Annotated in this window: 22 protein-coding genes; 8 read left to right on the forward strand and 14 right to left on the reverse strand. The window is 72.0% G+C overall.

The annotated features are described in order from the left end of the window. The first annotated feature begins 15 nt into the window (after positions 1–15). Entirely contained in the window at positions 16–2,583 is a 2,568-nt protein-coding gene (locus tag ACH4KB_RS36840) for a SpoIIE family protein phosphatase (protein ID WP_398071348.1), read from the forward strand. A 50-nt stretch (positions 2,584–2,633) separates the two neighbouring features. On the opposite strand, the gene ACH4KB_RS36845 is transcribed toward ACH4KB_RS36840, so the two are convergent. Further along, positions 2,634–3,347 (reverse strand): PspA/IM30 family protein, encoded by a 714-nt coding sequence (locus ACH4KB_RS36845; RefSeq protein ID WP_398071289.1) that lies wholly within the window; start codon positions 3,345–3,347, stop codon positions 2,634–2,636. 148 nt (positions 3,348–3,495) lie between these two features. Then, positions 3,496–5,559, reverse strand: a complete 2,064-nt coding sequence (locus ACH4KB_RS36850) for a TPM domain-containing protein (protein ID WP_398071291.1) — start codon at positions 5,557–5,559, stop codon at positions 3,496–3,498. Between the two features lie 415 nt (positions 5,560–5,974). On the opposite strand from ACH4KB_RS36850, the gene ACH4KB_RS36855 reads away from it, so the two are divergent. Continuing rightward, positions 5,975–7,630: a glycosyltransferase gene (locus ACH4KB_RS36855; RefSeq protein ID WP_398071293.1), complete on the forward strand. Its 1,656-nt coding sequence runs from the start codon at positions 5,975–5,977 to the stop codon at positions 7,628–7,630. 8 nt (positions 7,631–7,638) lie between these two features. Next, on the forward strand, positions 7,639–9,153 hold the full coding sequence (locus ACH4KB_RS36860; protein WP_398071295.1) for a DUF6056 family protein: 1,515 nt from the start codon (positions 7,639–7,641) through the stop codon (positions 9,151–9,153). A 7-nt stretch (positions 9,154–9,160) separates the two neighbouring features. Here the strand turns inward: ACH4KB_RS36860 and ACH4KB_RS36865 are convergent, their stop codons facing one another. From ACH4KB_RS36865 to ACH4KB_RS36875, 3 genes are all read right to left on the reverse strand, one after another. Beyond that, positions 9,161–9,985 (reverse strand): tyrosinase family protein, encoded by an 825-nt coding sequence (locus ACH4KB_RS36865; protein ID WP_398071297.1) that lies wholly within the window; start codon positions 9,983–9,985, stop codon positions 9,161–9,163. Positions 9,986–10,001: 16 nt separating this feature from the next. Further along, positions 10,002–10,421, reverse strand: a complete 420-nt coding sequence (locus ACH4KB_RS36870) for a tyrosinase cofactor (protein ID WP_398071299.1) — start codon at positions 10,419–10,421, stop codon at positions 10,002–10,004. 348 nt (positions 10,422–10,769) lie between these two features. Further along, positions 10,770–11,456: an SDR family NAD(P)-dependent oxidoreductase gene (locus tag ACH4KB_RS36875; RefSeq protein WP_398071301.1), complete on the reverse strand. Its 687-nt coding sequence runs from the start codon at positions 11,454–11,456 to the stop codon at positions 10,770–10,772. Positions 11,457–11,611: 155 nt separating this feature from the next. On the opposite strand from ACH4KB_RS36875, the gene ACH4KB_RS36880 reads away from it, so the two are divergent. Together ACH4KB_RS36880 and ACH4KB_RS36885 are read left to right on the forward strand one after the other, a co-directional pair. Further along, entirely contained in the window at positions 11,612–12,220 is a 609-nt protein-coding gene (locus tag ACH4KB_RS36880) for a TetR/AcrR family transcriptional regulator (RefSeq protein ID WP_398071303.1), read from the forward strand. 266 nt (positions 12,221–12,486) lie between these two features. Continuing rightward, a complete protein-coding gene (locus ACH4KB_RS36885) occupies positions 12,487–13,170 on the forward strand; it encodes a DUF4232 domain-containing protein (RefSeq protein ID WP_398071305.1) in 684 nt (227 codons plus the stop codon). Positions 13,171–13,219: 49 nt separating this feature from the next. Here ACH4KB_RS36885 and ACH4KB_RS36890 read toward each other — a convergent pair whose 3' ends face one another. After that, positions 13,220–14,200 carry a glycoside hydrolase family 6 protein gene (locus ACH4KB_RS36890; protein ID WP_398071307.1) on the reverse strand — a complete coding sequence of 327 codons (981 nt, stop codon included), beginning with the start codon at positions 14,198–14,200 and terminating at the stop codon, positions 13,220–13,222. A gap of 261 nt (positions 14,201–14,461) precedes the next feature. After that, positions 14,462–15,481: a TY-Chap domain-containing protein gene (locus ACH4KB_RS36895; protein WP_398071309.1), complete on the reverse strand. Its 1,020-nt coding sequence runs from the start codon at positions 15,479–15,481 to the stop codon at positions 14,462–14,464. Positions 15,482–15,587: 106 nt separating this feature from the next. Between ACH4KB_RS36895 and ACH4KB_RS36900 the strand changes: the two genes are divergently transcribed. Next, positions 15,588–16,019: a PaaI family thioesterase gene (locus ACH4KB_RS36900; RefSeq protein WP_398071311.1), complete on the forward strand. Its 432-nt coding sequence runs from the start codon at positions 15,588–15,590 to the stop codon at positions 16,017–16,019. Positions 16,020–16,078: 59 nt separating this feature from the next. Here ACH4KB_RS36900 and ACH4KB_RS36905 read toward each other — a convergent pair whose 3' ends face one another. Further along, on the reverse strand, positions 16,079–16,855 hold the full coding sequence (locus ACH4KB_RS36905; protein ID WP_398071313.1) for a D-Ala-D-Ala carboxypeptidase family metallohydrolase: 777 nt from the start codon (positions 16,853–16,855) through the stop codon (positions 16,079–16,081). 479 nt (positions 16,856–17,334) lie between these two features. On the opposite strand from ACH4KB_RS36905, the gene ACH4KB_RS36910 reads away from it, so the two are divergent. Continuing rightward, positions 17,335–17,919 (forward strand): cupin domain-containing protein, encoded by a 585-nt coding sequence (locus tag ACH4KB_RS36910; protein ID WP_398071315.1) that lies wholly within the window; start codon positions 17,335–17,337, stop codon positions 17,917–17,919. Here ACH4KB_RS36910 and fabG read toward each other — a convergent pair. Next, positions 17,899–18,690 (reverse strand): 3-oxoacyl-ACP reductase FabG, encoded by a 792-nt coding sequence (gene fabG / locus ACH4KB_RS36915; protein ID WP_398071317.1) that lies wholly within the window; start codon positions 18,688–18,690, stop codon positions 17,899–17,901. The genes ACH4KB_RS36910 and fabG overlap by 21 nt on opposite strands. 291 nt (positions 18,691–18,981) lie before the next feature. Here fabG and ACH4KB_RS36920 point away from each other — a divergent pair, with 291 nt between their 5' ends. After that, positions 18,982–19,899 carry a MerR family transcriptional regulator gene (locus ACH4KB_RS36920; RefSeq protein WP_398071319.1) on the forward strand — a complete coding sequence of 306 codons (918 nt, stop codon included), beginning with the start codon at positions 18,982–18,984 and terminating at the stop codon, positions 19,897–19,899. Between the two features lie 97 nt (positions 19,900–19,996). Here ACH4KB_RS36920 and ACH4KB_RS36925 read toward each other — a convergent pair whose 3' ends face one another. The 5 genes from ACH4KB_RS36925 to ACH4KB_RS36945 form a co-directional block, all read right to left on the reverse strand. Continuing rightward, positions 19,997–20,374: a nuclear transport factor 2 family protein gene (locus ACH4KB_RS36925; RefSeq protein ID WP_274346434.1), complete on the reverse strand. Its 378-nt coding sequence runs from the start codon at positions 20,372–20,374 to the stop codon at positions 19,997–19,999. A 168-nt stretch (positions 20,375–20,542) separates the two neighbouring features. After that, positions 20,543–20,869: a DUF1048 domain-containing protein gene (locus tag ACH4KB_RS36930; protein WP_398071321.1), complete on the reverse strand. Its 327-nt coding sequence runs from the start codon at positions 20,867–20,869 to the stop codon at positions 20,543–20,545. A 1-nt stretch (position 20,870) separates the two neighbouring features. After that, positions 20,871–21,227, reverse strand: a complete 357-nt coding sequence (locus ACH4KB_RS36935) for a DUF1048 domain-containing protein (RefSeq protein WP_398071323.1) — start codon at positions 21,225–21,227, stop codon at positions 20,871–20,873. Beyond that, positions 21,224–21,550, reverse strand: a complete 327-nt coding sequence (locus ACH4KB_RS36940; RefSeq protein WP_382191396.1) for a PadR family transcriptional regulator — start codon at positions 21,548–21,550, stop codon at positions 21,224–21,226. Before ACH4KB_RS36940 ends, ACH4KB_RS36935 begins: the two co-directional genes overlap by 4 nt. A gap of 57 nt (positions 21,551–21,607) precedes the next feature. Next, positions 21,608–21,796: a hypothetical protein gene (locus ACH4KB_RS36945; protein ID WP_398071326.1), complete on the reverse strand. Its 189-nt coding sequence runs from the start codon at positions 21,794–21,796 to the stop codon at positions 21,608–21,610. Positions 21,797–21,818 lie beyond the last annotated feature (22 nt).

The following is a 21,818-nucleotide window of genomic DNA, read 5'->3' on the forward strand; positions in this document are numbered from 1 at the left end:
ACCACGGGCGACGTCGTGTGGCAGAGCAGCCCGCCCGGCTCGATCTACGACTACATCAGAGTCGCCTCTTTCTCGATCGGCCCCGACGGTCTGATCGAGCAGTGGAGCAGCCGGGCCGCCGGTCTGTTCGGCATGTCCTCGACCGAGGCGATCGGCCGCGACCCGGTGGAGGCCTTCATGCCCGCCGAGCTGCGCTCGGACGGTCAACGGAGGGTCGGCGAGATCCTCGACGGCAAGGAGTGGACGGGTCTCGTCCCCTTCCGGATACCGGGCGAGGGCGGGGCGCACGGCGTCGCCGAGGTCTATGTGATGCCGAGTCTGACGGACCGGGGCGAGCGGGCCGCGCTCTGTATCGTCGTGGACGTCCGGGCCCTGCGGCGCATCGAGACCGACCTCGCCGCCTCTCAGGCCATATTCGGCCAATCTCCTTTCGGCTTCGTGCTGTTCGGCACGGACTTCGCCGTCGTCCGGGCCAACCAGCGTTTCGCCACGGTCTTCGGCGGCGCGGCCGACGACCACCGGGGCCGCACGGTGGAGGACTATCTGCCGCGGGCCGAGGCCGACCGGCTGTCCGCCACCCTGAAACGGGTCCTGGAGACCGGGGAGTCGGTCACCGACCTCCAGCTCGTCGGCCCCGCCCCCGGCGGTACCGAGCGCCGCCACTGGTCCATGAACCTCTACCGGGTGCACAGTGGAGCCGGCCGTCCCGTCGGCGTCGCCGGACTCGCCACCGACGTCACCCGCCGGCACATCGCCGCCCGCGAGGCGGCCAGCGCCCGCCGCAACCTCGCCCTCCTCAACGAGGCCAGCGCCCGCATCGGCAACTCCCTGGACCTGGAGACCACCGCCCGCGAGCTCCTCGACGTGGCCGTCCCCGGCTTCTGCGACCTCGCCGCCGTCGACCTCTACCAGGGGCTGCTCACCGGCGAGGAGGCCGCTCCCGGCAGCTGGGCGCCCGCCCACCGCGAATCCGCCGGAGGCTCGGCGGAGCTGCGCCGGGTGGCCCACGCCAGCGCGGTCGCCGACGCCCTGCCCGCCGCCGTGGCCGGCAGCGGGCCCCCGGGCCCGGACGATCTGCCGCCCGCGCTCGGCTCCGTCCACCGCTTCCCGTTCGGCTCCCCGTGCGCCATGGCGCTGCGCTCCGGCCGGGTCGAGGACGTCCCCGGCGACGAGATGGGCTTCGTGCAGTCGACGCTCGCCGTGCCGATGGTCGCCCACGACACCGTCGTCGGCCTCGTCCAGTTCTCCCGGACGAAGGGCAGCGAGCCGTTCGGGGAGCGCGACCGGGCGCTCGCCACCGAACTGGCCGCCCGCGCCGCCGTCTGCATCGACAACGCCCGCCTCTACCGCCGCGAGCACGAGCGCGCCCTGATCCTCCAGCGCAGCCTCCTGCCCCCCGGCGACCCGGAGGCCGCCGGCCTCGACATCGCCTGCCGCTATCTGCCGGGCAACACCGCCACCGAGGTCGGCGGCGACTGGTTCGACGTGATCGAGCTGCCCGGCCACCGCACCGCCCTCGTCGTCGGCGACGTCATGGGCCGCGGTCTGCGCGCCGCCGTCGCCATGGGCGAACTGCGCACCGCCGTGCGGACCCTGGCCCTCCTCGACCTGGAGCCCGCCGAAGTGCTCTCCGCCCTCGACGAGGTCGCCCGCGGCCTCGGCTCCCCGGGCGCCGGCGAGCGCAGCGAGGGACTCGGCGGCAGCGGGGGAGCGCAGTGGCCCTCCCGCGCCGCGCAGAAGTCCCGCGAGGCGGACCTCTCCGAGGTGTATCTCGCGACCTGCGTGTACGCGGTCTACGACCCGGTCACCCGGCGCTGTACGTTCGCCAACGCCGGGCACCTCCCCCCGGCCGTCGTCGAGCCCGGCCGGCCCGCCAGGCTCATCGACGTACCGCCGGGCATGCCGCTGGGCGTCGGCGGCGAGCCGTTCGAGGAGGTCGAGGTCGAGCTGGCCGAGAACGCCCTGCTCACCCTCTACACCGACGGGCTCGTGGAGTCCCGGGACCAGCCGCTGGACGAGGGCCTGGACGCGCTGCGGGCCGTCCTCACCGGTCCGCAGATGGAGCTGGAGGCCGCCTGCGACCACGTCCTCAGCACCCTCGACACCCGGCACGGCGAGGACGACATCGCCCTGCTCATGGCCCGCATCCAGGGGCTCCCCGCGGAGGCGGTCGGGGACTGGACCCTGCCGCGCGAACCCCGCTCCGTGGGGCGCGCCCGTGAGCTGGCCCGCTCCCAGCTGGTCGCCTGGGACCTGGACGACCTGGTCGACACCACCGAACTCCTCGTCAGCGAACTGGTCACCAACGCCCTGCGCTACGGCGAGGGCGAGATCCGGCTCCGGCTGCTGCGCGACCGCACCCTGGTCTGCGAGGTATGGGACGCCGGCCTCGTCCAGCCGCGCCGCCGCCGCGCCCGGGACACCGACGAAGGCGGACGCGGCCTCCAACTCGTCGGTCTGCTCAGCGCGGCCTGGGGCTCGCGCCGCACCCCGCGCGGCAAGACCGTCTGGTTCGAGCTGGCCCTGCCGGACGGGGCCCCGGCCGCCGAACTCTCCGTGGAGCAGCTCCTGAGCATGTACTGACCCCCACCCGGCTCGGGAGGGCCGCCTGGACCCACCCGGTGCGCCCCGCGTCAGGCGCCCGTCTTCAGGGCCGCGAGCCGGGCCTCGACCTCCGCGCTGTCGCCCAGGCTGTCCAACTCCTCGAACTGGGCGTCCAGCGAGGAGGCCGCCAGCTCCTGCTTGCCCAGCGCCTTCGCCTCCTCGCGCCGCACCTTGTCCTCGAAGCGGCTCAGCTCGCTCGTCGGGTCCAGGACGTCGATGTTCTTGACGGCGTCCATCATCTGGTTCTGCGCCTGCGCGGACTTCGAACGCGCCACCAACTCGTCGCGCTTGGCCTTCAGCTGGGAGAGCTTGGCCTTCATCTGGTCGAGCCCCGACTTCAGCTTGTCCACCACCTCGCTCTGCGAGGCGATCGTGGGCCCGGCCGTCCTCGCCTCCTGCTCGGACTGGAGCTGGCGGCCCAGCGCGACCTTCGCCAGGTTGTCGAACTTGTCGGCCTCCGCGACCGACCCCGCCCCGCGCAGCTCGTCGGCCTTCCGGCTGGCGGCCAGCGCCTTGCCGCCCCACTCGGCCGCCGCCTCGACGTCCTCCTTGTGGTCCTGTTCCATCAGCCGGAGGTTGCCGATGGTGGTCGCGACCGCCTGCTCGGCCTCCGCGATGTTGTTCGTGTAGTCCCGGATCAGCTGGTCCAGCATCTTCTGCGGGTCCTCGGCCTGATCGATGAGGGCGTTGATGTTGGCCTTCGCGAGCTGGGTGACGCGGCCGAGGATGGTCTGCTTGGACATGGGATGGCTCCTTGGAGATCGAGACGGGTCATGTGCTGTGGTCCTGCCTGCCTGCCTGCCTGCCTGTCTGCCTGCCTGTCTGCCTGCCTGCTTGCTTGGCTGCTTGCTTGCTTGCTTGCCTGGCTGTGCCGGTCGGTCGGCCGGTCGTTCAGAAGCGGCCGCCACCGCCCCGGCGGCCCCGCGTTCCGACCCCTCCGAAGCTGCCCGGCCCGCCCCCGAAACCGCCGGACCGGCCGCCGCCGAACCCTCCGCCGAAGCCGCCGCCCAGGCCCCCGCCCCCGAACAGCCCGCCGAGGAGGATGCCGCCGAGCACCGCCCCGCCCGTGCCGCCGCCCCCGCCCCCCATGGGGCCGGGACCCCGCAGGGAGCCGAAGCCGCGGACGTCCTGCTCGGCCAGGCTCATCGCCTGCCCGGCCAGCGCGTCCGCCTGCCGCGCCTCGGCCAGCGCCCCCTGCGCGTCCGCGGCCGACAGCTCCCGGGCCCGCTCCCACCGCCGCTGCGCCTCCGCGAGCCGGGTACGGGCCTGGCTGCCGACCGCACCCCGGTGGGTCGTGATGTAGTCGGCCGCCGCCCCGATCGCGGACCGGGCGGTGAGCATCGCCTGATCGAGGAGGGAGCGGGCCTTCGCCTCGCCCCGCTCCTGGTCCCGGGCCCCCGCCAGCGCCTCGTCCAGGGCCGCGTCCGCCTCCTCCACCCGGCGCAGCGCATCGATCGGGTCGTACGGTCCCGCGGCCGTCGCGGCCCGCACATCGCCGAGCACGGCCTCGGCGCGGGCGATCCGGCCGCGCAGATCGGCGGTCGACGCGCCCTCGGCGGTGCCTTCGAGCAGCCCGCCCGCGTCCGCGAGGTCGGTCTCCGTCTCGGTCAGCGCGCCGGGCAGCTTCCGCGCGGCCTCGCCCAGCTCCGCCGCCCGCCGGTCCACCGAGTCCAGCAGCGTGCCCGCCTGGCCCACCGCGCCCTCGGCTCCCCGGATGTACACCGCGGCCCGGGAGTTCTCGCCGCCCTCGACCGCCGTACGGGCCTGCTTCACGGCCGAGGCCGCGAAGACGAGCCGGTCCTTCGCCTGCTCGACGTCGGCCGCCACGGGGGCGGCGGCGCCCTCCCCGTACCGCTCGCGCAGCCCGGCGGCGCCCGACTCGGCCGCCGCGACCCTCCCGGCGAGGTCGCGGTGCGTGGCGTCCACGGTGGCCAGGGCCTCCGGAGCGGTACGTTCCAGGGCGCGCAGCCGGTCGAAGTCCTCGGCGACGGTGTCCAGGACCTCGTTCGCGGTCGCGCACCGCCGCAGGATCTCCTCCAGCATCCGGCGGCGGGTCGCGTCGTCCTCGGGGAAGGCGTCGTCGAGCTGCTGGCGCAACCGGAACGATCGCGTCAGCTCGTCCTTCGCCCGCGCGACCGCCTCGGTGAAGGGCTTCGCCGCATCCTCGCCGAACTGGGCGGTGGCGAAGCCGAGTTCCTCCTCGCTGGTGCGCACCGCGTCGTCGGTGTCCACCAGCACCTCCTTGGCCTGTCCGTCCAGCTCCGGCAGCGGCGTCGGCGGCTCCGGCGCACCCCCCGCCCCCGCGCCCCGGCCCCAGCCGGTGGCCGCCGGGGTGGTACGGGTCGTCGTGCGCCGTCTGCGCCGGGCGTACGCGTAGGCGCCGACCGCGCCCACGCCCACCACGACGGCCACCGGCAGGACGAAGTCGCGGGCGCCGGTGGAGTCGGAGCCGTCCGTCCCGGGGTCGGCGGGCCCCGGGGTGATGGCAGGGGCGGTCACCGGGGGTCCGGCCAGTACGGAGCCGTAGCCGTCGGCCGCGCCGATCGCGGCCCCCGCCCAGTCGTTCTCCCGCAGCGCGGGTTCGATCGCGGTGCCCGCCACCGTGCGCAGCTGCTCGTCGGTGAGCGGGGAGCCGGCGTCGACGGAGTAGGCGTACTGCCGGTCGTGGGTGGCGACGGAGAGCAGCACGTCGTCCTGGCCCAGGCCGTTGCGGTCGGCGGTCTCGTCGCTCCACGTCTGTCCGGACCGGCCGGAGAAATCACGTACGTACACCACGAAGAGCTGGACGCGCTCTTCGGCGTACAACCGGTCGAGTGCGTCCTCCACCTGCCCCGTCCGGTCGCCCAGCGCCCCCACCCGGTCGGTGATCTGCCCGTCCCGGGACAGCTCGACAGGATCGTCGGCGCGGGCGGTCGCGGCGGCGGGGAGCACCAGCCAGCACACGGCGCACAGCACGGCGATCAGGCCGGTGAGAGGCCGGGCGAGAGACCCGGTGAGAGACCCGGTGAGAGACCCGGCGAGAGATCCGGCGAGAGATCCGGCGGACCGGCCGGGAAGCCGGGACCGGCCCGGGCACCGGACCCTGCCGGGTGGCGTGCTCCGAACCCATGGCGATCGAGGAGATGTCACCTTTGCGAGGTTATGTGCGCCTTTTCGCCCCCGCGACCCGGCGTACTGCCGACCCGCGTCGGCTGTTCGCATGAAAGGGCGCGGGAAAGAGACACCCTCGCGCGTGTACGGAGAGACGGAGGCCGCCGCCCGTCGTCAGATGGGCGGATGTGGCGCGTTCCGGGGCCCGGTGCCGGAGGTCGACGGTGCCGCGCCGGTGAGGCCCGGCACCCACGAGGGGCCCGAAGTCCGGAGGTGGCATGTGACTGGCCTTCAGTTGTCGGTCGTCGTGCCGTGTTTCGACGAGGCCGAGGTGATCGAGGCCTTCCACGCCGCCCTGGTCGGCGTCCTGGACCCCCTCGGGGACAGCTTCGAGATCTGTTACGTGGACGACGGCAGCCGGGACCGCACCCGCCTCCTGCTGAGCGCTCTCGCCGCGCGCGACCCACGGGTCCACTACACCGCCTTCAGCCGCAACTTCGGCAAGGAGGCCGCCATGCTCGCCGGCCTCCGTATGTCGCGCGGGGAGGCTGTGGTGATCATGGACGCCGACCTCCAGCACCCACCCGAGCTGATCCCCCGCCTGCTGGAACTGCACCGGCACGGCTACGACCAGGTCATCCCGCGCCGCGACCGCGCGGGCGAGGGCATGCTCCGCAGCACCCTCAGCCACACCTACTACGCGCTCGTCCGCCGCTGCATGGACGTGGAGCTCATCGACGGGTCCGGGGACTTCCGGCTGCTGTCGAGGCGGGCCGTGGAGAGCGTGCTGTCCCTTCCCGAGAGCAACCGCTTCTCGAAGGGGATCTTCTCCTGGATCGGCTTCGACACGGTCACCTTCCGCTACCGCAACAGCGAGCGGGTGGCGGGCCGGTCGAAATGGGGCAGCAGACGGCTGCTGAACTACGGCATCGACGGACTGCTCTCCTTCAACAACCGTCCGCTCCGCCTCGCGATCTACACCGGCTTCTGGGTCTTCGTCTCGGCCCTGGTCTACGCCCTGTGGACCGTCGTGGGTGTCGTCCTGCACGGGGCGGACACCCCCGGTTACGCCACCCTCCTGACCGCCGTCGTCGCACTCAGCGGCATCCAGCTGGTGACGCTCGGGGTGATCGGCGAGTACGTGGGCCGCATCTACCACGAGGCGAAGCACCGACCGCCCTATGTCGTGCGGGAGACCGACGCGACCCGGCAGGCACTGCCGGACAGCCCGCCGCCGCGCCCCCAGCTCACCGGAGGCCCGGGCGAACGCGCCGCCACCACGCCCCCGGGCCCGACGACCGCCACCCTCCCCCCGGCCCCCGCGACCGGAGCCCTGACCCCCACGACCGGAGCCCCCGCCCCCACGGCCGGAGCCCCGGCGCCCGCGACTGGAGCCCCGGCCCCCGCGATCGGAGCCCCCGCCGCCACGGCCGAAGCCCCCGCCCCGCCCCCCGCGGCCGGCAACCCCGCCCGGTCCCGTACCGTCCGCCAGTTCGGCAGCTTCCTCCTCATCGGCTGCGTGAACACCGCCGTCTACCTCGGGATCTACGCCTCGCTGAACCGCTGGATCCCCTACCTGACCGCCCATGTGATCGGCTTCGCGATCAGCATCGTGTGCTCTTTCCTGCTCAACTCCTACGTCACCTGCCGGACGAGGCCGACCTGGCACGCGTTCGTCCGCTATCCCCTCTCCAGCCTGGTCAACCTGGTGGCGTCCGGAGCGCTGCTCTACGGGGCGGTCAGCGGCCTCGGGATGGACAAGAACCTCGCCGCGCTGGCGGCGGGCGTCCTCGTCACCCCGGTCTCGTTCCTGCTGGCCCGGTGGGCGATCACCTCGGGCCGGACCAAGGCCGCCGACGCCGTGCCGCGGGCCGAACCGCTGCCCGGCGGCCCGACGCCCGAACCGCTGCCCACCCGCTCGTCCCAGGAGAGGTGACGCCCGCGATGTCCGACGACGTTCCCGTGACCGCCGCCCCGGAGAAGCCGCGGAGGGGCGAGGAGACGTCGGACCCGGCTGCAGGGCGCCCCTCGGACCGCCCCTGGACCGCCCTCTGGGTGAGCGCCCTCGCGCTCCCGCCCCTCGCCCTGCTCGCCGCCGCGTCCTGGTTCGGACGGTGGGCGAGGCCCGGCGCGGACGACTGGTGCTTCCTCCCCGCCGTACGGGACGACGGCGTCACCGGCCTCGTGGGCAAGTTCTACTTCGACGACAACGGGCGGGTCGCCAACGCCCTCCTGGTGGGCGCGTACGCGAAGTTCCAGGTCGCGGGACACCAGTGGTACCCCCTGGTCAGCGGGGCCCTGGTGCTCGCGGTCCTCTGGGTGGTGGCCGTCCTGGCCCTGCGCCGGGCCCGGCTGCGCACCCCGCGCGGCCTGCTGCTCCTGCTCGCGGCCCTGAGCACCGCGCTCTTCCTGTTCGTCACGCCGAACACGTACAAGACGTATTTCTGGCCCGCGGCGTCCGTCTCGCACACCCTGCCGCCCGTCCTGGCCTGCGCCGCGCTGATCCCGTTCCTGCTTGCCCGCTCCCGCCGGGGGCGGGTACTCGCGCTCGCCGTCGCGGCGCTCATGGGCGCCTTCCTCGCCACGCTGTCCGAGGAGACGGCGATCGTCGTCGTGGTGGTGCTCCTGACGGCGCTCCTCCTGTCCGGCCGGGTCGCCCCCGCCCCCGACCGGGGGTTCGTCCGGAGGTGGTGCGCGGCGGGAATCGCCGGGACGGCGGCCGGGGCCGTCGTCCTCATCACCTCACCCGGCTCCACGCGCCGCAGGGACCGGTTCGGCGCGGAGACCACCTCCCTGCTCGCCCCCGACTCCCTCACCGCGTCACTGCGCGCGTTCGCCGAGATCGCCGTCACCGTGGCCACGACCTGGCAGTACGCCGGCGCGGTCGCGGCGGGCGTCCTGCTGGGGCTGCTGTGCCGAAGGGCGGACGGGACACCGCCCCGCCCGCCCGCGCACTGGCCCCTGCTCACCGCCGCCGGGGTGCTCGCGCTCCTCGTCTCCGGCTACCTCTGCACGGTCATCGCCTACCCGGTGTTCGGCGACCGGGTGAGCGACCCGGGCGCCAACCGGCTGTGGAACGACTACCTCCTGCTGTACGTGATCCTGCTCGTCGGCGCGGGCGCCCTGCTGGGCCTGACCCTCCGCGGACACACCCGCCGCACCGCCCCGGCGAAGGCGGTGTGCGCCGCGCTCTGCGTCCTGGTCTGCGTCGGCCCGGCCGTGTCGCTCACCAACCTGGAAACCGCGATGCGGGCCCGGGCCGAGAAATGGGACGCCCAGGACCGCCGGCTCCGCGAGGGGGCGGAGGCCGGGAGGCGGGTCCTGCCGTACGAGCGCCTGGTGATCAGCAACATGCTGGAGCCGTTCAGCCAGGGCGGGCGTTCGTACTGGCCCGGCGGCTGCGTCGCCGACTTCTACCGGCTCGACCGGGTCACGGACGGGGTCAGGGACGCGCCCTGACGGGTACTCAGGCGTACGTGTAGAACTGCGTGTGGTCCAGCATGTTCTGCGGGGTCGTGTTCGGCCAGGGCGGCATGGTGTCGTTCAGGTCGATCACGTCGGCCGTCCCGCCGGCGGGGAGGTACTCGGCGCTCGTCGGATGGAGCGCGTGCCAGTCGGCCCAGAGCTTGTCGACGAACGCGTGGTGCAGCCAGAACACCGGATCGTTCGGGGAGACACTCGTCTCCATATGGCCCCAGACCCAGGTGTGCACCCGGTTGTGCATGCTCATGTATCCCGCGGTGCCCTCCAGGGTGGAGCGGAATCCCGCCGAGCCGTCGCGGAAGGGCGGAGAATCGTAGGTGGGCATGGCGAGGGCCGCGTCGACCTCGGACCGGGGCGGGAGCGTGGGAACGCGATAGGCGAGCCGGCGCGCGAGGAAGGCGCGGCTGTCGACCGAGACGTTGATCGTCCAGTTCCCGCCGGAATGCGCGAACGGCCCGTCCATAACCTGGTCGTCCAGGGGGCGGCCGGTGCCGCCGAGGAAGTCCGGGGCCCAGAGCGAGGAACCGACGGTGTTGTCGGCGGCCCAGTCCCAGTAGGGAATCGAGACCGAGGCGTCGATCTTCTGGAGTTCGTTCTCGAAATCGATGAGGAACTTGCGGTGCCAGGGCAGGAACGACGGCCCGAAGTGGCCGACGTACACGCCGGAGTTCATGTCTATCGAGAACCGCGTGCGGTGGGCGAGCACGAATTCGTCGTACACGCCGAGGCGTTTGACCTCCAGTACCGCGTCGACGAAGGCCTTCTTCTCGGGGGCCGTGAGGTTCGCCTGGTTCTTCCGTACGGTCATGGCTGCTGCTCCCGGGTCAGGCGGTGGGGTCGAACGGAACGATGACGGCGCCCTTGAGCGAGACGACCGCGGTGCGAGCGGCCTCCAGCGGGGTCGCGAACCTCTCGTAGTGGTTGATCGTGCTGCTCCAGCCGCTCTTCCCGTGCTGCATGACGGGTAGTTCGCGGCCGTCGATCAACACGCGGTAGCCGGCGCCGTGCCCGGCGTGCCCGGCGTGCGCGCTCGCGTGGGCCTCGGCGGGCGTGCCCTGGATGCGGCGGCCCTTGAAGACCTCGTCGAAGGAACCGGGTGCTCCGGTCCCGCCGGGTGCGGTGCCGCTGCTTCTGGCCTCGGCCGCCACGGTGTCCGTGGACGCTGCGGCCATACCGACGAGCGCTCCGCTCGCGGCGACGCCGATGACGGCCCCGAGGGTCTGACGGCGAGTGGGTCTGAACATGGCGGATGTACCCCCAGAACATGGCGGAGGCGGCCCCCCTGGTCGTTGTCCGGGGCCGCCGTGACCATGTCTACACGGAGGTGACCGTCCGCATAAGCAGGGAAAAAGAGGTTGGCTCTCATATGGACAGGTCTTCACGGACACAGGGGGGACAGAGAGTGTCCGCCGGCCTCCCGTGCCGCTTCGCGCCGGTGCTTGAGGTGTCGGAGGGCGCAGGTCTTGCCGCGTACGTGCCCTGCCTGTGAAGGATTTGCGGTATCCGTCGCGCTGTCGCCCACCGGAACGATCATCTGCGCATGGCTGGAAGTAGGAGCGGGTGCTCGCTCCGGGGAGGGTGTTCTCACCCGCCTACCAGGGCAGTTCCCCAGTCTCGTCCTGGAGGGTTCCCGTCGGGCCGTCCACGTCGAGCGTCGCGAAGCGCACCACGACGCCGGCGCTCTCCTCGGTGGAGCGTCCGATGCCGAACTCCGCGGTCATGTCCGTGGCGGTGGGGCCGGGCTCGACCGCGTTGAACTTGATGCCCGGTTGGGACTTGGCGTACTGGATCGTCAGCATGGTGGCCGCCGCCTTGGAGGCGGAGTAGAGCACCAGCGGCATGCCGGACTCGGGCCGGTCGGGGTTGTTCACCGCCCAGAACGACCCCGCGCTGCTGGAGACGGTGACCACGGTGGGGTTCGAGGACTCGCGCAGCAGGGGGAGTGACGCCTCCGTGACGCGGACGATCCCGACCGCGTTGGTGTCGAAGACCCGCAGGGCCTTGGGGCCGTCGATGTCTCCGTGCCCCAGGACGCCCGCGTTGTGCACGAGGACGTCGAGCCGCCCCTCGGTCGAACCGATCGTCGCCAGCGCGCTGTTCACCGAGGCGTCGTCGGTCACGTCGAGCTGGACGAACCGTGCGCCGAGCGTCGCCGCGGCCTTCTCGCCGCGTTCGACGTCACGCGCGCCGATGTAGACGGTGTGGCCCAGTGCGAGAAGCTGCTTCGCCGTCTCGAATCCGATGCCCTTGTTGGCTCCGGTGATCAGGGTGACGGTCATGGGGCTTCCTCCGGGGGCGGGCGGTCCCGAACGGGCCGCCGGATGTGATGGGCGATGCGACGAACAGTGCGACGAACGAGTTCTGTAGTGGTCGATGCGGAAGTCGTACGGTAGCACTTCCGCATCGATCGATACAGAAGGCTTAGGATGGCGGGGTGGAGACGAAGAAGAAGGGCCCGAGCGGCCGGCCGAGAGGCTTCGATGCCGACGAGGCTCTTGAGCGCGCGATGCTGGTGTTCTGGGAGCATGGCTACGAGGGCGCCAGCCTGGCCGCCCTGACGGACGCGATGGGCATCTCCACGACCAGCATGTACGCCGCCTTCGGCAACAAGCAGGCGCTGTTCCGCAAGGCCCTGGAGCGCTATGCGGCCGGCCCCAGCGACTACTTGGTCCAGGCCCTGGAGGAGCCGACCGCCCTCGGCGTCGCCACCGGGATCCTCAAGGGCACCCTGCGGACCACTACCCGCCCAACCGGTCCGCAGGGGTGCCTGGGCGTCCAGGGCGCGCTGGCCGCGAGCGGCTCCGGGCAGGAGGCCCGGGACCTCCTCGCCGCCTGGCGCAACGACAGTTGCGGCCGCGTCGAGGAACGGTTCCGGCGAGCCGTCGACGAAAACGACCTGCCTCCGGAGGCGGACCCGGCGCTCCTGGCCCGCTATGTGACCACCCTGGCCTTCGGTATCGCCGTGCAGGCCGCGAGCGGAGTCTGCCGCGACGAACTGCGGGCGATGACCGAGGCCGCCCTGCGGGCCTGGCCGCCCGCGTGATGGCTGTCCTCGCGAGGGCCGCCCCGGCGACGGCGGTGGCCGGCGTCCGGACGACCGGACTCGTTCCGTCCGGTGGGTGAGGGTTCTGTGCGGGCCGAGCGGTCGCTCCATGACCATGTCTGGGGTCTGTGACAGCGCTGTCCTGGAACGGCACACAGGGCCCCCTTCGGCCCTCGACCCCGCATAGTGATCAAGGAACACCCGGGCGGTCGGACTCGCTTCGGTGCCACGGCCACACTCAGGCTCACGACCCCCAAGGGGATCTCATGTTCGGCAACCGTCGCAAGGCATTCCTCGTCTCCGCTGCCCTCGTGGGCGGCGCCCTGTTGATGACGGCGTGCCAGGACACGGAGGACGGCGCCGCGGCGGGTCCCTCCGCCACCAACGTGCCCGCCGCGGACGTGTCCGGGGCCGACGCGGCCGGGACCGACGCCTCGAAGGGCGCCGACAAGGGCATGGAGCAAGGCGCCGCCAAGGACTCCGACGCGAAGGACGGGGGCAGCGCGGAGGGGTCCGGCGCCGACGCCGGCGACGGTACGAAGGTGCCGGTCCAGCAGACCTGCGGCGCCAACGACATCTCCTGGAGCACCCGGTCCGAGAGCCAGGCCGGCGGCTACATCCTGGTCATGGCCAAGGCCAAGCAGGGGATCACCTGCATCCTGCCGGCCGCGCTCCCGACCGTGGCGTTCGGCTCCGGCGGCACCGAGGCGGGCCCTGCCGAGCAGGCGGTCGGTGACGCGGTCACGCTGAGCGGCGCCACCACCGCCTACGCCGGGGTGAACCCGAAGACCACCAACACGGACGGCGGCAAGGAGTTGGACTCCATCATCGTCGGCGTCGGCAACGAGGACCCCGACCCGGTCTCCCTGAAGGTCGGCACCATCACGGTCGACAGGCCGGTCGTCACCAACTGGCACACCGCCCCGGCCGACGCCGTTCCCTCCGCCTGAGAGAACTGACGCGGGGCCGGGGCGGGCGGATCGGTCCCGGCCCCGGTCCTCAGTACCCGTAGATCATCTTGTACGCGACCTCCGGCAGGAACTGCCCGGCCACGGAGCCGGCGCCGACTCCGCAGTCGCCGTCGGACTCGCCGGGGGTCTTCAGCCACAGCAGCATCTCGGCTCCGCCGCCCGTCTGGCTGACCGCCCCCGTCCTGCGCCCGCCCGGGTTGCACCACGCGCCGTTGGAGCCGTTTCCGTTGCGGCTGGTGTCGATGACGTACGGCTTCGTGTAGCCGTAGGACGCCGACAGGGACCCGTTGACGGCGTTGCCGTACGCGGAGTTCTCGCCGGTGCCGTAGTAGTTCGAGACGTTCAGCGAGAAGCCGTGCGCCTGCCGGGCTCCCGCGCCGTCGAGGTGCCGCGCCATGGTGGCCGCGCCGATCCAGGCCGGGTTTCCGGCGTCCAGATAGGTCCAGGTGTTGGGGGCGTGGGCGGCGAACTGGGCGAGCGCGTCCTTGAGCATCCCGTTGCGCTCGTCGATCTGAGCCTGGTTCAGGCAGCTGAAGTCGCCCAGGGAGTCGGGCTCGATGACCACCAGGGCGGGCCGCGCGCCGATGGCCGAGGCGAACGCGGAGATCCAGGTGTGGTACGCGCTCGGGGTGCCCGCGCCGCCGCCGGAGTGCCCGCCGCAGGCGTCGCGGCCGGGGATGTTGTACGCGATCAGGACGGGCAGCTTGTCGGCGGCGTCGGCGGCGCCCACGTAGGAGCCGACCGCAGCCCCGATGTCCCCGCTCCAGGAGCCGAACCAGCGGGCCATGGGGCGCGAGGAGATGTTGTCGCGGATGGCGGCGGCCCGCCCGTCTCCGGGGTTCGCCGCGACCCAGGCGGCGGGCGTCGAGTGCGGGTCGGTGTAGAAGCCGTCGGTCATGCCGATCGGGTCGGCCGACGTGGTGGCCGCCGTGGCCTGCTGCCCGGCGCCGAGGGGAAGCAGCAGACAGGCGAACGCCGATACGGCGAGGGTGCGCAGGAGTCTTCTCATGCGTGCGGCCCTTCTGTGGGAGCGCTCCCAACCGACGACGGCCGCGCAGGTGATGGGGGGCGGGAGACGCGTGAATGGGGGGAGGGTGCGTGGGGCGGTGGGAAGTGCGCGGGGCGGTGGGAAGTGCGTGCGGCGGGCCGGTGGGGCTTCGGTCCGCGACTGCCGTCGTCAGACGAGACGGTGACAGCGGGGCGCCCCGCTGTCAATGAGCCCGGAGCAGCGGCTCCCCGGCGCGGGGCGTTCGGGGAACCGCGACCGTGTTCAGACGGCGGGCTGGGGGACTCGGGGGACTCCCAGGTCCGGCAGGTCGAGGTGGAAGCCGCGCCCGCGACCGGCCATGGTTCCGTCGTAGGAGAGGTCGGCCAGGTCGACGCCCAGGTGCCGCAGTTCCCCGATGAGCATGCGGGCCGCCGTCGCGGCGTGCGCGGGGTTGTCCATGGCGTCGGGGAAGCGGCGTTGCCAGATCGAGTGGGGGGACTCCCAGCCGCTCCGCGCCAGTCGGGCGGGGTTGGCCGCGCCCGGTTGGTGCACGTAGCCGGTTGCCTCGACGACAAGACTCAGATCCTGGCTCCAGCACTGGACGAAGCGCTGGGGATCGTCGGCGGATCCCAGGTGCAGTATGAACCTGCCGGGGAAGAACGGGGTGTCGTGGTCGAGGGAGCGCAGGGTTTCGGCCAGGCGCTTCTCCACCTCTTCCCAACTGGTGCCGGGCGCGTGCGGCGTGCCGGGCGCGACCGGCAGCCCGGCCTGCTCGGCGGCGCGCCAGCGGCCGCGGGAGTAGCCGCCTCCGGCGGCGTCGGCGTCCGCGTCGGGAGGCAGGAGTTCCAGGCTCACCTCGCCCTCGTCGTGCGAGTGCACGAGGAGGCAGGCGCCGGGGAGCCGCCACAGCATCCACGGGCCGGAGTCTCCTCCCCACATCGCGGGCGGGCCCAGCTCCTCCTCCATGACCCACCAGGCGGCGCGGACGAGACCGGCGGCGGAGGATATGTCCTCGGCGGGCAGGTCGACGACGCGGACGTTCAGTTTGCGCACCTGCTCGGGTGCCGAGGCGTCGGCGATCACCGTGCCGTAGCCACCCCAGGGCCCCTTCCGGGGAGCGAATCTGCGCCAGACCTGGCCCACGACTTCCTTGGGCTCGCGGAGTTCCCAGCCCAGCTCCGAGGTGGCGTGCTCGAAATCCGCCAGGCTCCACGAGCCGAAGCGGAGCGGAGTGACCTCGCGTACCAGCCTGCGGAAGGTGTCGTCGTCGAGCCAACTGCCCCGGGGGATCATGTTCTCCATCCGGCAGACAGTAGTGGGCCGGTGGTGATGGGATGGCGAGGGCCGATGTCGACGGATCGGTTCCCGGAGGACGACGCTCACCGCAACCAGGGGCGAGAGGTGGAGCATGGAGGCACGCGCCTCACAACTCGCGTTCGGGCAGCAGGTTCTGGACGCCCAGCCCTTCAGTGTCCTGCTGGGCGCGCGGCTGACGGCCTTCGGTGACGGGGCGGCGGTCCTGGAGCTGGACGTACGGGACGAACTGCGCCAGCAGAACGGGTTCGTCCACGGTGGCGTCCTGAGCTACGCGGCCGACAACGCCCTCACCTTCGCGGCGGGCGCGGCGGTCGGCCCATCCGTCCTGACCGCCGGCTTCACCATCGACTATCTGCGCCCGGCCCGGGGCGAGGTGCTGCGCGCGCGGGCCCAGGTGGTCCGCCCCGGCCGTACCCGGGTCGTCTGCCGCTGCGATCTGCTCATGGTGGATGCCGAAGGGGTGGAAACCCTCTGCGCGGTGGCCCAGGGCACGATCGCCGTCGCCGGGGGCTCCGGAAGCTGACCGTGGCCGTCACCCCGCCGGGCAGGCGGGGTGACGGGGAGGGCGCGGGCGGCCGGGCCTCAGATGCCGCAGCTGGGCGCGGACCAGAAGCGGCCGCTGCCGCCGGCGACGTGGGTGTGGTCGTTGTGGCCGGGGTAGCCCGGGCCGAGGATCTCGGTGAAGCCGTGGTTGCGCGCCGCCCGGGCGAGGGCGCAGAAGCCCTGGGAGCCCGCGCCGAGGTCCGCCGCGTGCCCGTACAGGTGGCGGCTGTTGGTGGCCCCGCCGACCGCGCTGTTGCAGGACACGCTGCGGAAGCCGCCGTTGACGGCGATCGGCCGGTCCCCCATCGCGTGCCGCATGGCCTGGAGCTTCCACATGGTCACCAGGGCGTTGGCGCGTGCCGTGCCGGCGCTGACCCTGCCGCCGGACCAGTCGGAGTTGCAGCGGTTCAGCTCGGCGTAGGTGAAGTTGACCGGGGTGCAGTCGTCGTCCTGCAACGCGTAGATCTTGCTGAACGTCTGGGCGCCGGCGATGCCGTCGGCGGCCAGCCCGTACGCGGCCTGGAAGCGCTGGACGGCCGCCTTCGTGGCCGGGCCGAACGCCCCGTCGATGGCGATCTGGTTCCCGGTGCCCGGATAGCCCGCGACGCGGATCTGGAGCTGGCGTACCGCTTCACCGCTGGAGCCCTCCTGGAGCGTGCCGCTCCAGGTGTAACAGGCATCGGCCGTACCGACGTTGCCGGCCGGAGCGGAACCGGAGGCCGGGGGCGGGGTCGCGGAGGCGGCGGCGGTGCCGCCGAACGCGAGGGCCGCGCCCGCGAGGGTCGAGAGGAGGAATCCGACGGGGCGTGATCGCATGGGGGCTGCACCTCATTGTCGTCAAGCTGTCCACGGGGGGTCCCGAGCCTCGGGCGCGCGGTCGTGAGTGTCAAGGGCATGTCAACATGCTGTCGAGGGTTCGACCACGTGGCGGGGTGACAGGATGGGAGTATGCGGATATATCGACCGAGGGCGGGGCTTCACGGCGACCTGCGGGCTGCGAAGTCATCGGTGTGCGACCAGAGTGGCTTCGCCTGCTCATAGCCGGGCCCCGAACCGGAGAGCGCCGACCGAACCGGAGAGCGCCGGCCGAACCGGAGAGCGCCGACCACGCGACTCACGGATTCACGCTCGACGGGCGGGCGGTCGCCTTCCGCGTGGCCAGGACCATCCCGGCCAGGACTATTTCGGCCAAGGCCGCCGTTTCCCGCGTGCGCGTTCCGCGGCCCGGGAACCCGCCCGCTTGTCCCGCCAACTCCGCGGCCCCCGCAGGGCCGCGTCACCCTTGGGAGGACCGTGTGTTCACGGCACAGCAATGGATCGACGCTCTGGGGCTCGAACCGCATGTGGAGGGTGGGTACTTCCGGCGTACCTTCCAGGCGGACCACCGTCCGCCGGTACGGACCCCGCGAGGCGAACGCCTTCTGCTCACCTCCATCCACTACCTGCTCACCGAGGAGTCACCCATCGGGTACTGGCATCTCAACCGGTCGGACATCCTCCACTTCCACCACTCCGGCGCCCCCCTCACGTATCACCTGATCCACCCCGACGGCCGTGCGGAGTCGGTGCTCCTCGGCCAGGACCCGCACCAGGGGGAGGCGCTGACCCTCGCCGTTCCCGGCGGGGTGTGGAAGGCCACCTCTCTCGACGGCGGGGACCACGCCCTGATCAGCGAGGCGGTGGCGCCCGGCTTCGACTACGCGGACATGACGCTCGGGGACCCCGACGACCTGACCGCCCGCTTTCCCCGACACGCGACGCTGATCCAGCGCTACTGCCGCCCGGACGCCGCGCGGGGCGCCGACGGCTCACGCGGGAGGCGCAGCGCCGATGAGAGCCGTACCGCCGGCCCGCCGGTCTCAGGCGAACGGGACGAATGAGTCCAGCGACTCGGGCAGGGTCTGGCCGCCGTCGACGGTGAGCGTCTGACCGGTGACGAACGAGGCTTCGTCGGACGCGAGGAAGAGCACGGCGTGTGCGATGTCGGAGGTCTCGCCGAGCCGGCCGGCCGGGATGGCGGCGGCCATGCGTCGCAGGTAGTCCTCGCCCAGATCGCTCAGCCCCTCGGTGCGGACGTTTCCGGGCAGGACGGCGTTGACGGTGATGCCCGCCGGGGCCAGTTCCAGCGCGGCGCTCCGCAGGAACCCCAGTTGGCCCGCTTTGCTCGCCCCGTAGTGGGACCACCCGCTGTAACCCGTGGTCGGCCCGGTGATCGAGGAGGTGAGCACCACGCGTCCGTGTCCCGCGCGTTCCATGGCCGGCAGGAACGCCTTCGTCGTCAGGATCGTGCCCCGCAGGTTGATGGCGAGGACATCATCCACATCCGCGGCCGTCATCTCCCTCAGGGGCTTCTCGGGGAAGACCCCGGCGTTCGCGCACACCACGTCCACGTGCCCGTGGCGCGCCTCGGCCTCGTCGGCCATCGCCTCGATCGCGCTCGGGTCCCGGAGATCCACGCCCAGACCGGCGACCCGGGACCCGGTGGTCCGTGCGAGCTCGTCCGCGACCGCGCGGGCCGCCTCCTCGTTCCGACCCGTGACGATGACAGCGGCGCCACGACGGGCGAACAGTTCCGCGATGCCCCGCCCGATGCCCCGCGTCGCGCCCGTCACGACCACGGACCGCCGTCGCCAATCGGTCTCCGTCACCATCAAGCTCCTTCGTACCCCGCGCCCGTACTCCGTGACCCCACGTAGCCACTCCGGCGATGATCAACACGCTAGGTCACCGGTGGAGGATTCGCCCCGGACCGCGAAATTCCGGCCGGATACTGCCTCGGTTCAGGCCGAGAACCGAGAAGTGGCAACGGGTCGGAACCGGAAAGCGGAGGAAGACCGGAGGCACCGCGGTTGCACCTTCCGTAGCGGCATGTGGTCCGGTGGACTTACGTCCCGGCGGGCTTACGTCCCTGGTCCCGGCCTCTGGAGAAAAGGTCCCTGCTCATGCACTCGTCCTTCGTGCCACCCCGCCGGATCAAGATCGGTGACGCGGCGGCCTTCGTCGGCAGCACGCCGCGGGCGATCCGCCACTACCACGAGATCGGCCTGCTCCCCGAACCCGAGCGGGGCGGCGACGACCGTCGCCGCTACGGGTACGAGGACATGATCCGCCTGCTGTGGATCCGCAGGACGGCCGAGGCCGGGATCGCCCTGGAGGACATCCGCGACGCCTTCGCGACCGGCACGGACTCCGCCGGCGCGGACAGCGGAGAAGCCATCGCGGGCGTCCTGGAGCGGTTGGAGGACACCCTCGCCGAGCAGGAGGCGGAGCTGCGGCGGCAGCGGGCCGCCGTGCGGCGGATGCGCACCGAAGGCAGCCGGATGGGCCTGCTCTCCGACCTCGTCACCGGCCGCCTCAAGACCCTGCCCGAGGGCTCCCTGCGCCCGGCGGACCTGGACACCCTGCTGGTCACCGAGCGGATTTTCGGCCCGCTCGGCGCGGCGGTCCAGGCCACCCGCTTCATCGCCCTGGCCGCGCAACCCACCCTGCGGCAGGAATCCGACCGCGTCGACGACGCCGAGGAGGCGCTCGACGACAGCGTCGCCGTCGACGATCCGCGGGTGGCTCACGTGGCCGCCGAGCGGTACGCCTTCGAGAACGCCCTGCACGCCTACATCGAGGAGTCCGGTCTGAGTGAGGAGGACGAGGCCCTCTGCGACGCCTGGGATGCCGCGCACCCTGAAACCGCCGACGGTGGCGAGCGCGGCGGCGAGGCCGAACCCGGCCCGGGTGGGCGGGAGGCCGGCTCCATGAGCGTGTTGGAAGCCGTCGGCAAGATGCCCTACGACTTCTCCCCGGCCCGCCTGCGCTGTATGGAACTGGCCGTGGAACTCTTCGCCCAGGACGCCCCCGGTACCTAAGGGCTGTGACCGCGTGGGCTCGTCGGGGCAGCACGGGGTTCGGTGCGTTACCGGCGAGCGGTGACGCTGCTCGTTCCGGCGGTGACAGAAGGACGACTCAGGAGGCGGACGGCTCGATCTCCCCCGCGAAGACGATGACCTGGTCGATGAGGCTCCGCCGCAGATGGACGACGTCCGTTCCCGCCAGGCGGGGGCCTCCGTCCGGCGTGGTGAAGACCCACTGGTACCGGGCCCATTCGTCGGGCATGTCCACCGCTGAGCAGCGCACCATCGTGCCGGTCCCCGCCGGGTGGCGCCGGATGTCCAGCACGAACTGCTCGACCGCCGCGATTCCTTCGCTGCGACCCAACGGCCCCCAGAAGACCACGTCCGAGGTCAGGGCCTGGGAGAGCAGGGCAGTCACATAGCTGTCGTCCGAGGCGTTGAACGCGGAGATGAACGTGTCGATCGCGGAGCGTGCCGTCTCTTCCTGCATGCCCCAGTAATACCAGCCGCCGTCGCGCGTGCGCTCGTCCCGCGGGCCGCCCTCCGGACCAGCGGCATGGCCATGGCGCCGGCTGCCTCGGGGTTCGGACCGGCCGCGCCCATCCCGGCCACGATCGTAGGTGCGGCGACTATGCCCACGGGCATCGGGCGACGGGTGCTACTTCGCGGCGGCGCCGGATTCCCCGCCGATGGACTCCTGATAGACGTCCGCATGGGTGGGCGAATCCTTGACCAGGTCGTCGCAGAACGCGGCGACGTCCGTGCCGATCAGCTCCAGGACTCCCTTGCCCGTGGCGGCGCCCTCCTCGAAGAAGTCGACGATCCCGGGGAGCAGCGGCCCGTCGGGCAGGTCGACCGGTCCGACCTTGAAGAAGTACTTCTGCATCTCCTTGTAGACGATCCGGTAGTCCGGCGGGAGTGCTTTGACCCGAGCTGTGTGCGCCCGCCACTGCTTCTTGCCCTCGATGATGTCCTGGATGCTCACGTCAGCCTCCCAGCCGGTTCAGTTTCCTTGCGACGTTCCTGTTCAGCTGCTCGCGCCACCGGTCGCGGTAGGTTGGAGCACCTTCACCGCCGACCAGTGCCGTGCAGAAGCCCTGGATGTCGTCGCCGAGCACCTCGTGGACGTTCTGCCCGTCGGCTGCGGTTTCTTCGAGCAGCCCCAGCGCGGCGTCGAGGAGCGGCATCAGGTTGCGGCCGGTGAAGTCCCCGTGGGGCAAGAGGTGGCCCTTGATCTGTTCCCACGCGGCCCGGTAGTCGTCCGGCAGGGCCTCGGCCCTGGCTTCGAACGCCTGCCAGTCCCTGGTGAGATCGCTGCCTGTGATGGTTTCCCAGAAGTTCACTTGCCGCCCTCCTTGAGCCTGTCGATGCGGGAAGAGACGTACCGCCATTTCGTCCAGAACTTCGCGAGTTCCTCGCGTCCGGCGTCGTTGAGCGCGTAGAACTTGCGCGGCGGACCGACCCCCGAGGGTCGCTTCGTCACCTGGACGAGTCTGTTCCGCTCCAGCCGCAGCAGGATCGTGTACACCGTCCCCTCGACGACGTCGGCGAAGCCGAGCTCGTTGAGTTGGCGGGTGATGGCATACCCGTACGTTTCCTCCCTGTCGATGATTTCGAGCACGCAGCCTTCGAGCGTGCCCTTCAGCATCTCCGTCAGGTCGTCCATCGCGAGTCCTCCTCGGCCTTACCGGTACTGCGTAGTACCGAATACCACTACAAAGTATCACTGAGTAGTGGGGCGTGTCACCGTGCGGTCGGAGAGCGCGTGCGTCACCGCCGACGGCCCCGCCTTGCTCCGGGCCTGTTGTTCGGTCCGCCCCATCACGCGGCCCGCGAAGGCGTGCCCGATGGAGGGCATCGCCCGCGATGGGCCGAAGGCCGGCGGAGCCGTGATCTGATCGACGGAAGTCACCGGGCATCTCCTGCCGTCACCA

The organism is Streptomyces sp. NPDC017520 (genome assembly GCF_044329855.1).
Taxonomy (GTDB): domain Bacteria; phylum Actinomycetota; class Actinomycetes; order Streptomycetales; family Streptomycetaceae; genus Streptomyces.

What these genes read in the sequence shown, in the direction of transcription:
- ACH4KB_RS36895 (WP_398071309.1), bottom strand. Translation starts at nt 15,481, where the DNA reads ATGGAGAACATGATCCCCCGGGGCAGTTGGCTCGACGACGACACCTTC.
- ACH4KB_RS36900 (WP_398071311.1), top strand. Translation starts at nt 15,588, where the DNA reads ATGGAGGCACGCGCCTCACAACTCGCGTTCGGGCAGCAGGTTCTGGAC.
- fabG (WP_398071317.1), bottom strand. Translation starts at nt 18,690, where the DNA reads ATGGTGACGGAGACCGATTGGCGACGGCGGTCCGTGGTCGTGACGGGC.
- ACH4KB_RS36920 (WP_398071319.1), top strand. Translation starts at nt 18,982, where the DNA reads ATGCACTCGTCCTTCGTGCCACCCCGCCGGATCAAGATCGGTGACGCG.
- ACH4KB_RS36860 (WP_398071295.1), top strand. Translation starts at nt 7,639, where the DNA reads ATGTCCGACGACGTTCCCGTGACCGCCGCCCCGGAGAAGCCGCGGAGG.
- ACH4KB_RS36875 (WP_398071301.1), bottom strand. Translation starts at nt 11,456, where the DNA reads ATGACCGTCACCCTGATCACCGGAGCCAACAAGGGCATCGGATTCGAG.
- ACH4KB_RS36885 (WP_398071305.1), top strand. Translation starts at nt 12,487, where the DNA reads ATGTTCGGCAACCGTCGCAAGGCATTCCTCGTCTCCGCTGCCCTCGTG.
- ACH4KB_RS36925 (WP_274346434.1), bottom strand. Translation starts at nt 20,374, where the DNA reads ATGCAGGAAGAGACGGCACGCTCCGCGATCGACACGTTCATCTCCGCG.
- ACH4KB_RS36890 (WP_398071307.1), bottom strand. Translation starts at nt 14,200, where the DNA reads ATGAGAAGACTCCTGCGCACCCTCGCCGTATCGGCGTTCGCCTGTCTG.
- ACH4KB_RS36870 (WP_398071299.1), bottom strand. Translation starts at nt 10,421, where the DNA reads ATGTTCAGACCCACTCGCCGTCAGACCCTCGGGGCCGTCATCGGCGTC.
- ACH4KB_RS36845 (WP_398071289.1), bottom strand. Translation starts at nt 3,347, where the DNA reads ATGTCCAAGCAGACCATCCTCGGCCGCGTCACCCAGCTCGCGAAGGCC.
- ACH4KB_RS36865 (WP_398071297.1), bottom strand. Translation starts at nt 9,985, where the DNA reads ATGACCGTACGGAAGAACCAGGCGAACCTCACGGCCCCCGAGAAGAAG.
- ACH4KB_RS36905 (WP_398071313.1), bottom strand. Translation starts at nt 16,855, where the DNA reads ATGCGATCACGCCCCGTCGGATTCCTCCTCTCGACCCTCGCGGGCGCG.
- ACH4KB_RS36940 (WP_382191396.1), bottom strand. Translation starts at nt 21,550, where the DNA reads ATGGACGACCTGACGGAGATGCTGAAGGGCACGCTCGAAGGCTGCGTG.